The organism is Corynebacterium tardum (assembly GCF_046717785.1).
Classification (GTDB): domain Bacteria; phylum Actinomycetota; class Actinomycetes; order Mycobacteriales; family Mycobacteriaceae; genus Corynebacterium.
The window spans coordinates 2,264,930-2,279,353 of record NZ_CP177104.1 but is presented as its reverse complement, the minus strand read 5'-3'; the positions used below and the strand labels follow the sequence as shown (position 1 = coordinate 2,279,353).

The window sequence follows — 14,424 nt, the reverse complement described above, 5'->3', positions numbered from 1 at the left end:
GGAGAAACCATGACCGTACACAACGACACCGTTGAGCAGGCTACCCAGCAGTCGGATATTGAACAGCCCTACCGCGACCTGGGCCTCAAGGACGACGAGTACGCCCGCGTCCGCGAGATTCTGGGCCGCCGTCCTACCGACGCCGAGCTGACCATGTACTCCGTGATGTGGTCGGAGCACTGCTCCTACAAGTCTTCCAAGACGCACCTGCGCTACTTCGGTGAAACCATGACCGAGGAGATGGGATCGAAGATTCTTGCTGGCATTGGTGAGAACGCTGGTGTGGTCGACATCGGAGACGGCAACGCCGTGACCTTCCGCGTCGAAAGCCACAACCACCCCTCGTACGTGGAGCCGCACCAAGGCGCGGCCACTGGTGTGGGCGGCATCGTCCGCGACATCATGGCCATGGGTGCTCGCCCCATTGCCGTGATGGACCAGCTGCGCTTCGGCGCTGCCGATGCCCCCGATACCAAGCGCGTTCTCCCCGGTGTTGTCGACGGTATTTCGCACTACGGCAACTGCTTGGGCCTGCCCAACATTGGTGGTGAAACCGTCTTCGACGAGTCCTATGCTGGAAACCCGCTGGTTAACGCCCTGTGTGTGGGTACCCTGAAGGTGGAGGATCTCAAACTGGCCTTTGCCTCGGGAACGGGCAACAAGGTGATGCTCTTCGGCTCGCGCACCGGCCTGGACGGCATTGGCGGTGTGTCCGTGCTGGCCTCTGACACCTTCGAGGACGGCGCGGAGCGTAAGCTGCCGGCCGTGCAGGTCGGTGACCCGTTTGCAGAAAAGGTCCTCATCGAGTGCTGCCTGGACCTGTACAAGTCCGGCATCGTCGTCGGCATCCAAGACTTGGGCGGTGCGGGCCTGGCCTGCGCCACGTCCGAGTTGGCTGCCTCCGGTGACGGTGGCATGGAGATCAACCTCGACAACGTGCCGCTGCGCGCCAAGGACATGTCCGCCGCGGAGATCCTCGCCTCCGAGTCCCAGGAGCGCATGTGCGCCGTGGTGACCCCGGAGAACGTGGAGAAGTTCAAGGAAATCTGTGCGCACTGGGACGTTACCTGCGCTGAGATTGGTGAGGTCACCACCGGCAAGCACCTCATCATCCGCCACCAGGGCGAGGTCGTCGTCGACGCACCGGCCCACACCATTGCGAACGAGGGTCCGGTTTATGATCGCCCCTACGCCCGTCCGGAATGGCAGGATGCGTTGCAGGAATTCCAGGGCGTCGAGAAGCAAGGCCTTACCGCGACCCTGAAGAAACTCGTGGCCTCCCCGGCGCTGTGCTCGCGCGATTTCATCACGAATCAGTATGACCGCTATGTGCGCGGCAACACCGTGCAGTCCCACCACGCCAACGCCGGTGTGCTGCGCATCGATGAGGAAACCAGCCGTGGCGTGGCCGTCTCCGCGGATGCGTCTGGCCGTTACACCAAGCTGGATCCGAACATGGGCGCGCGCCTGGCGCTGGCGGAGGCCTACCGCAACGTTGCTGTGACCGGTGCCCGCCCCGTCGCCATCACCAACTGCCTTAACTACGGTTCCCCGGAGAACCCGGACGTCATGTGGCAGTTCCGTGAGTCCGTGCATGGCCTTGCCGATGGCGCCGTGGAACTCGGCATCCCCGTCTCTGGCGGCAACGTGTCCTTCTACAACCAGACCGGTGAGGAGCCGATCTTGCCGACGCCCGTCGTGGGTGTCCTCGGCGTTATCGATGACGTTCACAAGTCCATCGGTAACGAGCTCGGCCGCGTGGACGAGCCGGAGGTTCTCATCCTGCTGGGTGAAACCAAGGACGAATTCGGCGGCTCCATCTGGCAGCAGGTCAGCGCCGATGAAGCCAACACGGATACAGGACTCAATGGCCTGCCGCCGCAGGTGGACCTGGCCAATGAGATGCGCCTCGCGGACTTCTTCGTGGGCAATGAGGGCGTGACCGCAGCGCACGACATTTCTGAGGGCGGCCTTGCCGTCACTGCGTTTGAGATGGCAAAGAATAGCGGTACCGGCCTGAAGCTCGACCTGTCGAAGGTGCATGAGGATGCCTTCGTGGCGGCCTTCTCCGAGTCCGCCTCCCGCGTGCTCGTCGCCACGACCGCAGACCGCGTCGACACCCTGCTGCACCGCGCTGAGGAGTGCGGCGTGCCGGCCGTCGTCGTCGGTGAAACCACCGATACGGGCGAGTTGGAGCTCGGCGAAGAATCCATTGCCGTCGCCGCGCTGCGCGAGGCTTGGTCTGCTACCTTGCCGCTGCTCTTTGGTCACGCGGTGGGTGCCAACTCCGTCGTAGAGTAAAACACACAGTTCCGCTCAGCAGCGTTGACGCTGCATCAGCCCGGCTTCGGCCGGGCTTTTTCCGTTTTCTGAGTCATCTAAAGTGTTTCTCCATCCCAGTTGCCGTGAACACCGATACTGGCTTTTTCGACAAGAGGATTGGTGAGGAAGTGCTCATTTAACAAGGCCACTACTTTTTCAGGCCACGTGGTTCCGGGAGACACGGTCCGCAGCAAATGCGCCATGATCCTCTGTCGATCTTCATGCCGCGGCTTTGAAGACGAAGAATGTGTTCGCCAATGGTCGCTGCTGGCTTGAGCGTAGAAGACATGAAAAGCCAATCTAGAGGTGGGATGTGTTGCCACGGCGACAGTGTTGGCGACACTGCGCAAATAGAGATCCAGCCCACTCCGTGTTTCCGAAGGGAACCGGGCGGGATGAACTATTAACCAAAATTTTACCGCAGAATCTTGACATGCGTCAATCCCTTTTTTCGGGCAAACGTGAACTTTGAAGATCTAGTTGTTTAGCTGAGGGTTAGTGGAATCAAAACCTACAGTGGGTATATTCCGTGGTCGTGGTGATGAAGGGGGCTTGCGTCTGCAGTGAAGCGACAACCAGTCAAAACTTAGGCGCCGATAGCGCGGGCAATAGTCTGATCCCAGCTCAGCTTCATCTGGTGGGAGAAAAGGTTGAAGGTGTGTGAACCGTAGGGGCTGAAGTAGCGGTTCACGCGCACTCCGGCTTTGCGGGCGTTGCGTGTAAATTCCTCCGAACACTGGTTGGCCACCATCTCTATCGCGTGGGGCCCGAGCCACTGGGCGGGGTTGGTGGTGCCATCGATGGGGCCCGGCGTTCCGGAGGCGGAGCCTACGAAGACTTCAACGCCGCGCAGGCGAGCGGGGTTAGCATTGGGGTCGTGGTCCAGCCATTGCGGGGAGCCTGGCAGACCCCACGCGTTGAGGGAGGAGCCGCCGCCGTAGGCAATCATCGCGGTGGAGGTGGGGAAACCAATCGCGCCGGAGCGCACCGGGCAGCCGGAATAGGAGGCAGCGGCCTTGTAGCGCTGCGGGGCATGGCCGGCGATGTCGAGTGCGGCACCAGCGGTGGAAGAAATGCCGCCGATGGCATCGCGGCCGGTGCCGTGGAATTCGGCGTCGATAAGCGGCGGCAACTCAGTGGTCATGTAGGTGTTCCACTTGTTGACGCCCAGGATGGGATCGTCGGCGTTCCAATCGGTGTAGAGGGAGTAGGCACCGCCGAGTGGCATCACCACGTTGACGTTTTTGCCCACAGCCCACCTGCCGATATCGGAGTGGGTCATCCAATTCATGCCCGCCTGGCCGCCCTCCACGCCGGGCAGCAGGTAGAAGGAGGGCCGGGGCTTATCACCTGCGGGGAGGAGGACGTTATTGGAAATCACCGCACGGTTGGCCGGGGACCACACGTCCACCACCCAGTGGTTGCCGTGCACGTGGCGCTTTGAGGTGATGAAAGGCTTGTTGCCAAGCCAGGGTTGCGGGTTGGTCACGCGCGAGGAAGCCTCACCGATCGTGCTGGACTGGGCGGCGGCAGAGCCGGTGCTTGCCGACGCCGCCCCCAACGCCACCAAGGCAGCCGCGCACACTGCCGCGGCGCGGCGAGAAATTGAGACAGAGGAAAACATAATGTGCGTAGTTTACGGGGTTAGCACCCGCGAACTTTAAATATCGGTGGAAATTTCGTGGAAACTTTCGCTTCGCCCTTGTCTGCCGCGGCGCTCAGCCGTATATTTACGGTTACGTAAGTTTTGGGGGTGAATGCGTTATGCGCATGACCCGCATCTCAGGCAAGGCAAGGCCCCTCACTATGAACGCACCCAGTACTCACATTTCCTCCAGGCACGAACCTCCCGTTGCAGAAGCCCCTGTGCGCCAGGACAGCACCATGGAGCAGCTCATCCAGCGGAGCTATTGGATGGCAGACCGCGGTCCGCGCCCGCTCACGCGCGGCTGGGGACACTTCTTCGCGGCCATTCTGTCCGTGATTGCTTCCACGGTGCTCATCACCTTCGCGTGGATGACGCTGCCGTGGTGGCAGGGGCTCGCGGTGACGGTCTACGGCGTGGGCGTCGTGGGCCTCTTCGCGGTCTCAGCGCTGTACCATCGCTGGCCGTGGGTGACCATGCGGGCGGTGCAGTGGTGGCGCCGGGCGGACCACGCCACCATTTCCGTCTTTATCGCCGCGACGTACACGCCGCTGTGTGCCATCGTCTTGGAGCCGACCCAGGCGCTATGGATGCTGACCGCGGCGTGGGTAGGCGCCATCATGGGTGTTGTCCTGAACCTGGTGTGGATCAATCACCCGCGGTGGCTGGATGTGGTGGTCTACCTGGTACTGGGCTGGCTCATTCTGCCGCTGTTGCCGAACCTATGGCACTCCGCGAGCCCGGCCGTGGTGTGGCTGCTGTTTGCTGGCGGGGTGGTCTATTCAGTGGGTGCGCTCATGTACGGCTTCAAGTGGCCGGGGCGCAACGCCCGCTGGTACGGCTACCACGAGCACTTCCACACCGCGACGATTGCCGCGGCGGTGGTGCACATGGTAGCTATTTGGATGGTTGTGGTCTAGGGGTGTAGAAGTCTTAACGCTACGAGCTGCGAGTTCTCATCCAAGTTATTGCGGCAGCACCCAATGTCGCCCACATGACGTGAACAAGAAGAAGAATTAGCAAGGCGGCGCTGACAGTATCCAACCATTCCACGTTCCACGACAGCGGAGCGCTCTGTGTGGACACGGCATGGCTACCGAGGCAACACGTGCCTACAGGAAAAGTACTGGCCCACCACGAGGGGTTGTAGGACATTGAAGTGCTACCCAAGACTGCCCCCCAGTGTTTGGTGATGGCATAAACCGCTAACGGGACGCCGAGGCTGAGCATCGCAGCGCCGTAGACCGCAGCTCGAAGGCGCCATTGATCACCAGTGAGCAATTTGTCACCAGCGAGTAGCTGCGCAGCTGCGGTGGACTGGCCGACCAAGCCGAGCGGGATCCAAGCAGTGGCGGCGAAGCTGGTGGGAAGCTTTGGAAAAGTGCGCAGGTAGACGAAGGTAAACGTGGGTACCGCGGTAGTCCAGGCCAGTACAAAGCAGGCCACACCGATACCGTGGACTACCGAAGCCCACTCGCCAGCATGTGGTGTCAATTGCGCTGAGGACGTGGCGGCCACCATGGGTGCTACGAGGGGTAATCCCCAGGTAAATGCCGGCCCAGAGGGGCGTGTGACGATAAGGAAATGGAGAAATCGAAGGCAGGTAACGACGCCAAGGACAGTTCCTACTCCCCAGCACAGCGCATGGATTGTCCAAGCAGTGAAAACACTGGAGTAGGCGCTCCCCAAGGCGAGGATGCCCATTGAAGCCATACCCCACGCTGGCATGTCAGTGGAGTCAAATCCAGGAACGCGGTTTCTCAAGAAACCGATCAAGAGCGCTAGGGCTAGAGAGGTTGCAATCCCAAGCATGAATGCGGCGGGCAGCCTACCCACAACTGGCGTCAGATGAATGTTGATAAGGGTCGATGAGATCGATAGGCCCATGAGTGAACCAGCCCAGGCAGGGCCTAGAGGTGGGAGTTTTATCTCATCGTGAATTTTTAACATGGGTTTCAGGCTAGGCACTGCCTCGGCGAAGCGGGAGAGCGCAGAAACCTATCGGGGTTACAATAAAAAAATGTACCCCACGCCAAATAACCGTAGCGATGAAATTTTTCCAGTCCCACGCGGTTACGTACCCGACGCGCTTACAGTTGATGCAGTGCTTGCCGTAGTTCGGTACGGGGGGATGAATAAAGCCGCTCAACACTTGGGGGTCTCCCAGCAAGTGGTTAGTACGCGTATTTCAAAACTTGAAAAGCGATTGGGCCAACGGATTTTTTGGCGCGGAGCGGCGGGTAGCTTCACCACGGAGGCGGGGAGCCGGATCGTTCGCGTGCTCGAAGGTCTGCACGGTGCCCTAGACGAATGCGCGAGGGGTCTCGAAATTGCTGTAGGAGGAAGTCCCACCGAGGAAGTCAAATTGGTTGTTTCTCATACGATCGCCGAAGTGGACTATCCTCGCTGGGCTGCGGCCTATCAGCGTGCTTACCCGCATACCCATTTGCACATGCGTCAGCTCAACAGCCGGGAGGCGCAGAATCATGTTGTTCAAGGACATGCGGAACTAGCCATTGTTGAAGGCAACTGGGTAGCGCACGAGCTGCATCAGCGTGTGGTCGGGCATGATGAGTTGGTCGTGGTTGTCCCTGCAGCGCACCGTTGGGCTGAAACGAATAGTCCGCGACAACCAGGCGGTACTGCAGTTTCCCCAACAGTTCCTGAGGTAGCGGCGGTGACTAAAGAGGAGTTGCAATCCACACCTCTGGTATTGCGTGAGCAGGGAAGTGGTACGCGTGAAGTTGTAGCGGATGTTCTGGGGACGCTTGCCCCGCCCGCGGGGGAGTTTGGATCGTTGGGCGCACAGCGTACCGCGATAGGAGCTTTGGGAGCTCCCGGGGTAATTGCACGACGGGCGGTGGTGTCTCAGCTGGAGACAGGTGAGTATGCAGAAATACCGGTGGCCGGTGTTAGTTTTGACCGGCCGCTACGCGTCGTGTGGAGCTCACAGAACCGACTTTCCGATCCCGCCCAGCAGTTCCTGCGTTTTCTCGTGGACTATGCGGAAGGGGCGAGGGCCTAGCCCAGGGGACTCGAAGTCAGGCCAGGATAGGTAAAAACCAGGGAACGCACCCCGCGAGCGGGGTGCGTTCTGAACGGTGGGAACGTTGCTTACGTGTGGAGCGGATCCACACCGGCCTCGTTCAGCATCGGAATGTTGTGAACCTCGGACGGGACGCCGAAGGCATCCACGAGCACGACGGACCACGGAGCTAGCGAATCAACGAGGTCGTTGATGGCGGCGCGGGCGGCCTTGATGCGGCCAGCCGGGATGAGGTTGTGCTCCTGGTACCAGCCGGCATGCTGCACGATGGTGTCGAAGACGAAGAGGTGGCGCAGCTGCTCGAAGACCTGGCGAGCCATCGAACCCTCCTCAAGGCGCTCCTCCGCCTCAATCATGGCCTGCACGAGCAAGGTGTCCACGCGAGCCCAACCGGCGGCGATGAGGTGGTCCTGGCACTGGTCCACAATGGCGGCGGCCTGCACCTTATCCGCCTTGCGGGCCGGCTGGATGCGGCGCACGAGGGAGAGGAGGACGGACTGGGCGCGGTCGTCGATAAGCTTGGCCTGGTACGTGGCATCGAACAGCGATGCTTCCGACGGGTTCACGCGGTCCACCAGGCCCTGCAGGCGGGTGGTGAAACCGTAACGGCGGTTGACCACGTCGGTGGCGGTCGTCGCCGCGTACTTTACGGTGTCCCATGGGCTCATGTCATTCATCTCACGGCCATAGGCGGTGAGCAGGTTCTTGCCCACCATCTGGATGAGGACGGTGTTGTCGCCCTCAAAGGTAGCGAACACGTCGGCGTCCGCACGGTAGGTGGTCAGGCGGTTCTCGGACATGTAGCCGGCGCCGCCGCAGGCCTCGCGGCACTCCTGGATGGTGCGGTTGGCGTGCTGTGTCTGGGCGGACTTGATGGCGGCAGCCAGCGATTCCATCTCGCGGGCGGCGAACTTCTGCTCCTCGGTCGGTTCCGTGACGGACCACGTGCCGGCCTCGTGCTGGTCGTTCTGCTCCTGGTAGCGCTCCAGAATTTGGTTGTACAGCAGGTGCAGTGCGTAGGTGCGGGCCAGCGGGATGAGAAGGCGGCGGCGGTGCTGGCGGTGCTCGATGAGACGCTTCTCCGCGCCGGTTGCGCCCTCGAACTGGCGGCGGCGGTTGGCGTAGCGGATGGCGATGTCGAGGGAAGCCTCGGTGGCAGCACCGGCGGCGCCGGAGACGCCGATGCGGCCGCGGATGAGGGTGCCCAGCATGGTGAAGAAGCGGGCGTTCTTGGACTCGATGGGGGAGGAGTACTTGCCGTTCTCATCGACGTCTGCGAAGCGGTTGAGCAGGTTCTCACGCGGGACGCGGACGTGGTCGAAGCGAAGGGTGCCATTGTCGACGCCTACGAGGCCGCCCTTGTGGCCGTGGTCGCCCAAGGAAACGCCCGGTAGCTCGTTGCCGTTCTCATCGCGGATGGGCACGATGATGGCGTGAACGCCGTGAGAGCGGCCCTCGTTGCCCGGGGTGATCAGCTGGGTGAAGACGACGGCGGCGCGGCCATCTTTGGCGGCGTTGCCGATGTAGTTCTTCACCGCGGTATCGGAGGGGGTGTTAATGACGAACTCGTCGGTCTCCGGGTCGTAGGTGGCCGTGGTCTCCAGGGACTGCACGTCAGAGCCGTGGCCGCGCTCGGTCATGGCGAAGCAGCCGGGCAGCTCCAGGTTTGCGGCCTTCTTGATCCACTCGATGTGGCGCTCGGTGCCGAGCTGGTCCAGGGCGCCACCCCACAGGCCCCACTGCACGCCGGACTTGATGGCCAGTGAGCCATCAACCCAGGCCAGTCCCTCGAGCGTGAAGGTGGCCAGGTTCGGCTTTCCCTCGCCGCCGTGGGCGCGGCGCAGGCCGTAAGTGAAACCGCCGAAGTCACGGACCTTGGTCAGGTTGTTGAAGGTGTGCTCGCGCTGCTGCTCCAGGGACAGCTCCGGGTGTGGGAAGAGCTCCGGGTTGTTGAGGAAGGAGCGCAGGTCGTCGCGGAAGGAGGCATTGGGGCCGTCGAGAAGCGCGCCCAGCTCCGTTGCCACGCTGGGCTTCGCGGTGGTGGGCAGGCGGCGGGGGCTGCGGGCTTCAGCTTTGGGAGCCTTGGATGACTCTGCCTCGCGGGTGGTGTCGAAAGACTTGGAGAGTGTCATGGTGGGTTCCTTTTTCGTTGCGTTCTGGGGAGTTCTGTGGAGTGAGGTTTGCTTAGCGCTCGACGATGGCCGCGACGCCCTGGCCGCCGGCGGCGCAGATGGAGATGAGGGCGCGGCCGCCGCCATTTTCTTCGAGGATCTTGGCGGCGGTGGCCAGGATGCGCGTGCCGGTGGCGGCGAACGGGTGTCCAGCGGCAAGGGAGGAGCCCTTGACGTTGAGCTTGGCGCGGTCGATGGGACCGAGCGCGTCAGGCAGGCCCAGGCGCTCGCGGCAGTAGGTCTCGTCCTCCCAGGCGGACAGGGTGGCCACGACCTGGGAGGCGAAAGCCTCGTGAATCTCGTAGAAGTCGAAGTCCTGCAGGGAGAGGTGGTTGCGCTCCAGCAGGCGCGGGACGGCGTAGGTCGGTGCCATGAGCAGGCCGTCCGGGCCGTGGACGAAGTCGACAGCGGCGGTCTCGGAGTCCACGAGGAAAGCACGCGGCTCGAGGTTGTGTTCGGCGGCCCACTCCTCGGAGCCGAGGAGGGCGACCGAAGCACCGTCGGTCAGCGGCGTGGAGTTGCCTGCCGTCATGGTGGCCTGGGCGCCGTGCTGCTCCGCGTCGCGCTTGCCGAAGACCGGCTTGAGCTTGGCCAGGGACTCCAGGGAGGAGTCCGGGCGCAGGTTGGTATCGCGGTTGACGCCGAGGAAGCCGGTGGTCAGGTCGGTGAAGAAGCCCTCCTCCCAGGCCTTGTGGAGGTTCTGGTGGGAGGCCAAGGCGAGCTCGTCCTGGGCCTCGCGCGACACGTGCATCTCGCGCGCGGTGATGGCGGCGTGCTCACCCATGGACAGGCCGGTGCGCGGCTCGCCGTTCTGCGGCTGTTCCGGAGCGAGCTGGGAGGGGCGGATGGAGCCGATGAGCTGTGCGCGCTGCGCAGCGGTCTTCGCGCGGGTCAGGCCCAGCAGGGTGCGGCGCAGGGTGTCGTTGACGGCTAGCGGAGCATCGGACGTGGTGTCCGTGCCGCCGGCGATGCCGGCGGAGATGCGGCCCTGTGCAATGGCATCACCCACGTGGATAGCGGCGGCCAGCGAGGTGCAGCAGGCCTGCTGGACGTCGAGCGCCGGGGTGCGGGAGTCCAGAGCGGAGCCGAGGACGGTCTCACGGGTGAGGTTGAAGTCGCGCGAGTGCTTGAGCACCGCGCCGGCCGCCACGAGGCCGAGGCGTTCGTCGTGCAACCCGTAGCGCGCGACCAGGCCGTCGAGCGCGCTGGTGAGCATGTCCTGGTTGGACGCGTGTGCGTACTGCTTGTTGGAGCGGGCAAACGGGATTCGGTTGCCGCCCAGAATGGCTACGCGGTGCTGGGGGGTGGTCATTAAGGCTCCTTCGCAAGTGGTTCAGCGCGAATCGTCTCGGTGGGAGGGGGGTAGTGAACCCCGCTGAGAGTTTCGCATCACAACTAAAGTGATAGTGTTAGTTCTATCACTCAATTAACTAACCTTGCAACCAGGGCAACAAAGCTCGCAAGGTTGTGAAGATTCAAGAAAGGATTGCGACCACACATGCCGCACGTCACCCTCGCTGAGAAGCTCATTAACTCCCCGCTTGCCGCCAAGGCGGGTGTGCCGCAGGGCTACCCCCTCCGCCGTCACCAGGCAGGTGAACCGGCGCTCGACGGCCCCATCGTCATCGGCGGTGTCGGCACCGCCCGCGTGGCCGAGTACCTGCGCTCCCAGCTGGCCGTGGACTACCAGATCATCGACACCACGGCGGAGGCCAAGCGCGCCGCCTTGGTCTTCGACGCCACCGGCCTGGAGACCCCGGAGCAGCTGCGCGAGCTCTATGACTTCTTCCACCCGCAGCTGCGCAGCCTCCTGCCGTGCGCACGCATCGTCGTGGTGGGAACCACCCCCGAGGCCGCCGAGACTATCGACGCCCGCATTGCCGCCCGCGCCCTCGAAGGCTTCACCCGCTCGCTGGCGAAGGAAATGCGCAAGGGTGGCACCGTGAACCTGGTGTGGGCGGACCCAGCCGCCACCGCGGAGGTGGAATCCACCCTGCGCTTCTTCCTCTCCGGCAAGTCGGCGTTCGTCGACGGTCAGGTGGTCCGGGTTGCCGCCCACGCGCAGGCGCCTGAAGCTGCCAACTGGGAGAAGCCGCTCGACGGCCGCCTCGCCGTCGTCACTGGCGCCGCCCGCGGTATTGGCGCGACCATTGCGGAGGTGCTCTCCCGCGACGGCGCTGACGTCATTTGTATCGACGTCCCGCAGGCCAGCGAGCATCTGGCCAAGACTGCCAACCAGGTCAAGGGCACCGCGCTGCCGCTCGACGTCACCGACCCGCAGGCCGCCGACAAGATTGCGCAGCATGCGCAGGAGCGTCACGGGCGTGCTATCGACGTCATCGTGCACAACGCCGGCATTACCCGCGATAAGCTGCTGGCCAACATGAACGAGGGGCAGTGGGACGCCGTCCTAGCCGTCAACTTGCTGGCCCCTGTGCGCATCACTGAGAACCTCCTCGAATCCGGTTCTCTTGCGCCGGGCGCGGCCGTCATTGGCGTGTCCTCCATGGCCGGTATTTCCGGCAACCGCGGCCAGACCAACTACGCCACCACCAAGGCGGGCATCATCGGCCTGGTAGATGCCCTCCGTGACGAGCTGGCAGACAACGGATCCACCGTCAATGCCGTGGCCCCGGGCTTCATCGAGACCGCGATGACCGCTGCGATGCCGACCGGCCCGCGCGAGATCGGACGCCGCCTCAACTCCCTGCAGCAGGGCGGCCAGCCGGTGGACGTGGCCGAGACCGTCGCTTTCTTCGCTGCCCCCGCCTCCGCCGCGGTTACCGGCAACACCGTCCGCGTCTGCGGCCAGAACCTCATGGGAGCCTAAATGAACTACACCACCCTCAACGAGATTCCTGACCTCTCCGCCCTCTACCGCACGCTCATGGTGGGTGCGGTCCCGGTGCCGGGGCTGGGTGCGGGGAAGCGCACCACCGCCGATCCGCAGACCGCCTTCCGCGTCGACGGCGTGCACGTGGACGCAGAGCACCTCGCGCGCTACTGCCAGGCCACCGGCCTGCGCCTGGGCAACGAGCTGCCCGCGACCTACCCGTACGCCCTGGCCTTCCCGTTGGCTATTAAGGTCATGGCGGCGAAGGACTTCCCGTTCCCAGCGCTAGGGGTTGTGCACCTTTCTAACCGCATCGAGCAAACGCGCCCGCTGCGCGTCGATGACGCACTGGACATCGCAGTCCACGCGGAAAACCTCCGCCCGCACCGCAAGGGCCTGGTCATCGATATGGTGACCACCTACAGCGTGGACGGCGAAGAGATTTGGCGCCAGACCTCTGCTTTTCTGGGCCAGGGCGCGAAGTTCACCAAGGACACCCCGCAGGAGCTCACCACCCGCCCGGAGGCGGAGCGCTTCCTCGACTTCCCGGCGGAACCGGAGGATGGGGTAGCCCCGACTGCGACACTGCGGTTTAGCCCCGAGAGCACGCGCGTCTACGCGGAGGCCTCCGGGGATAAGAACCCCATTCACGTCTCGAAGGTAGGAGCCAAGCTCTTCGGCTTCCCGGCCACCATCGCGCACGGTATGTACACCCACGCGCGGATGCTGTCCGTGCTCGAGGGCGCCACGCGTGGCGCCACCCGCATCACCGCGGACTTTTACAAGCCCGTCATCTTGCCCGCCACCACGGGCGTGTACGTGGCGCCGGTAGGCCGCGACGGTAGTGGCACCGCGGCGCGGGACATGACGCTGCGGAAGGCCAAGGACCCCAGCGCGCTGCACGTGGCTGCCCGCGTGGAGCCTGTGGCCTAGCAGCCCATTAGTCCAGGTGCTGGTGCTTCGGCGCCACCACCAGGGGCTTCGGCGAGTACTTGCCGCGCAGCCCGCGAAGAATATCGGCATGCTCCCACAGGCGCTTGTCTTCCTCGGTGCGGGGGATGAACTGGCGGGCGGACATCGGCTGCCAGTCGGCGTCCATAGCCATGTAGGAGACTGTGGCGTGGATGGCGGTCTTGAGGTGTTCGCGGCCGCCGCGGGGGTTGCCGGAGCGCACGTGCACCGACATCTGCATCGAGCGGGCGTCGGTGCGCATCATGCGGGCGTCGACCTCGATGAGGTCACCGATATGGATGGGCTGGTAGAAGCGGATGCCACCCGCGTACACGGCCACGGTGTGCTCGCCCGACCACTCCATCGTGCAGGCAGAGGCCGCCTCATCGATCCACTCCATGGCCGTGCCGCCGTGGACGTTGCCGCCCCAGTTGACGTCGGTGGGCTTGGCCAGGAAACGGTTGATCATGCGCGGGGCGTCGGAGGGGCCGTCATAAGTCTGCTTTTCCATCTCTTCTTCGATGGCCTTGCGCAGCTCAATGCGGGACTGCGCAGCTTCCCACACGCGCTGATACTCCGTGGACTCCGGGGTGAGGGCCGGCACCGGCACGGACTTGCCCGTTTCGGTGTCCTTGGCCACGAAGATAACCAGGCAGTCGCAGGCGCGGGTAAAGATGCCGTCGCGCGGGTCGGCGGAGAGCACCTCATTGACGATGTGCATGGAGGAGCGCCCCGTCATCGCGATGCGGGAGCGCACCTCCACCAGGTGGCCGGAGGGGATCGGGCGCGTGAAGTGAATGTGGCCCACGTAGGCTGTCACACAGTAGGTCCCTGACCACTGCACCGCGCAGGCATACGCCGCCTTATCGATCCACTCCAGGACGCGCCCGCCGCCAATGCCTTGGGCGCCGGCGATGGTGAGGTCGGTGGGGGCGGCCATAAAGCGCAGAGTGATGGCCGGGGACTTCCCGGTAGGGACAGTATTCTTTTCTTCCGAAAGGCTTGGTGACATGGATAACAAACTAGCAGGGGGAGTGGTCTAACTATGAAGAAGGCTGTAGACGCCGCCACCACCCGCGCCGCCGTCGAGGCGATTGCGGAGTGGATTCAGCGCCCCGAAGATACAGAAAAACCAGGTCGCGCCGCCCTCGCCCTTGCCACGCGCAGCACCGCCCGCACCCTGGAGGCGGACGCGCCGGGCCACTCGGTGGAGCTGCGGGTCCCCCCATTTGTGGCAGTACAGTGCATCGAGGGGCCGCGCCATACCCGAGGTACCCCACCAAATGTGGTGGAAATGGACCCCCTGACGTGGCTCCAGCTGGCCACGGGGGTACTGGGCTGGGAAGACGCGCTGGCGCGTCCGGGCGTGGAGGTCTCCGGCTCCCGTTCCCAGGAGATCGCCGGGTGGTTGCCCATCATTCCGTTAGTTTTCGCAGACCGGAACCGCTAGGATAAG

The 14,424-nt window shown here is 63.7% G+C and carries 11 protein-coding genes; 6 read left to right on the top strand and 5 right to left on the bottom strand.

What is annotated here, in order from left to right; all coding sequences use genetic code 11:
* Positions 1-9: 9 nt before the first annotated feature.
* Entirely contained in the window at positions 10-2,301 is a 2,292-nt protein-coding gene (gene purL / locus ACLI1P_RS11035; protein ID WP_411708862.1) for a phosphoribosylformylglycinamidine synthase subunit PurL, read from the top strand.
* A 607-nt stretch (positions 2,302-2,908) separates the two neighbouring features.
* Here the strand turns inward: purL and ACLI1P_RS11030 are convergent.
* On the bottom strand, positions 2,909-3,946 hold the full coding sequence (locus ACLI1P_RS11030; RefSeq protein ID WP_411708861.1) for an alpha/beta hydrolase: 1,038 nt from the start codon (positions 3,944-3,946) through the stop codon (positions 2,909-2,911).
* Between the two features lie 260 nt (positions 3,947-4,206).
* Between ACLI1P_RS11030 and trhA the strand changes: the two genes are divergently transcribed.
* Positions 4,207-4,887 carry a PAQR family membrane homeostasis protein TrhA gene (trhA, locus tag ACLI1P_RS11025; RefSeq protein ID WP_408929556.1) on the top strand — a complete coding sequence of 227 codons (681 nt, stop codon included), beginning with the start codon at positions 4,207-4,209 and terminating at the stop codon, positions 4,885-4,887.
* A 19-nt stretch (positions 4,888-4,906) separates the two neighbouring features.
* On the opposite strand, the gene ACLI1P_RS11020 is transcribed toward trhA, so the two are convergent.
* Positions 4,907-5,917, bottom strand: a complete 1,011-nt coding sequence (locus ACLI1P_RS11020) for a TDT family transporter (protein ID WP_408932549.1) — start codon at positions 5,915-5,917, stop codon at positions 4,907-4,909.
* A gap of 154 nt (positions 5,918-6,071) precedes the next feature.
* Here ACLI1P_RS11020 and ACLI1P_RS11015 point away from each other — a divergent pair, with 154 nt between their 5' ends.
* Positions 6,072-6,992: a LysR family transcriptional regulator gene (locus ACLI1P_RS11015; RefSeq protein WP_411708860.1), complete on the top strand. Its 921-nt coding sequence runs from the start codon at positions 6,072-6,074 to the stop codon at positions 6,990-6,992.
* Positions 6,993-7,081: 89 nt separating this feature from the next.
* On the opposite strand, the gene ACLI1P_RS11010 is transcribed toward ACLI1P_RS11015, so the two are convergent.
* Positions 7,082-9,145 (bottom strand): acyl-CoA dehydrogenase family protein, encoded by a 2,064-nt coding sequence (locus ACLI1P_RS11010; protein ID WP_411708859.1) that lies wholly within the window; start codon positions 9,143-9,145, stop codon positions 7,082-7,084.
* 52 nt (positions 9,146-9,197) lie between these two features.
* Positions 9,198-10,496 carry an acetyl-CoA C-acetyltransferase gene (locus ACLI1P_RS11005; protein ID WP_411708858.1) on the bottom strand — a complete coding sequence of 433 codons (1,299 nt, stop codon included), beginning with the start codon at positions 10,494-10,496 and terminating at the stop codon, positions 9,198-9,200.
* A 186-nt stretch (positions 10,497-10,682) separates the two neighbouring features.
* Here ACLI1P_RS11005 and ACLI1P_RS11000 point away from each other — a divergent pair, with 186 nt between their 5' ends.
* Together ACLI1P_RS11000 and ACLI1P_RS10995 are read left to right on the top strand one after the other, a co-directional pair.
* On the top strand, positions 10,683-12,014 hold the full coding sequence (locus ACLI1P_RS11000; protein WP_296132737.1) for a 3-oxoacyl-ACP reductase: 1,332 nt from the start codon (positions 10,683-10,685) through the stop codon (positions 12,012-12,014).
* A complete protein-coding gene (locus ACLI1P_RS10995) occupies positions 12,015-12,950 on the top strand; it encodes a MaoC/PaaZ C-terminal domain-containing protein (protein WP_411708857.1) in 936 nt (311 codons plus the stop codon).
* A 7-nt stretch (positions 12,951-12,957) separates the two neighbouring features.
* Here ACLI1P_RS10995 and ACLI1P_RS10990 read toward each other — a convergent pair whose 3' ends face one another.
* Positions 12,958-13,980 carry an acyl-CoA thioesterase gene (locus ACLI1P_RS10990; protein ID WP_411708856.1) on the bottom strand — a complete coding sequence of 341 codons (1,023 nt, stop codon included), beginning with the start codon at positions 13,978-13,980 and terminating at the stop codon, positions 12,958-12,960.
* Between the two features lie 33 nt (positions 13,981-14,013).
* Between ACLI1P_RS10990 and ACLI1P_RS10985 the strand changes: the two genes are divergently transcribed.
* The gene (locus ACLI1P_RS10985; RefSeq protein WP_408929550.1) at positions 14,014-14,418 is read left to right on the top strand and encodes a sterol carrier family protein; all 405 of its coding nucleotides are present in this window, start codon (positions 14,014-14,016) and stop codon (positions 14,416-14,418) included.
* Positions 14,419-14,424 lie beyond the last annotated feature (6 nt).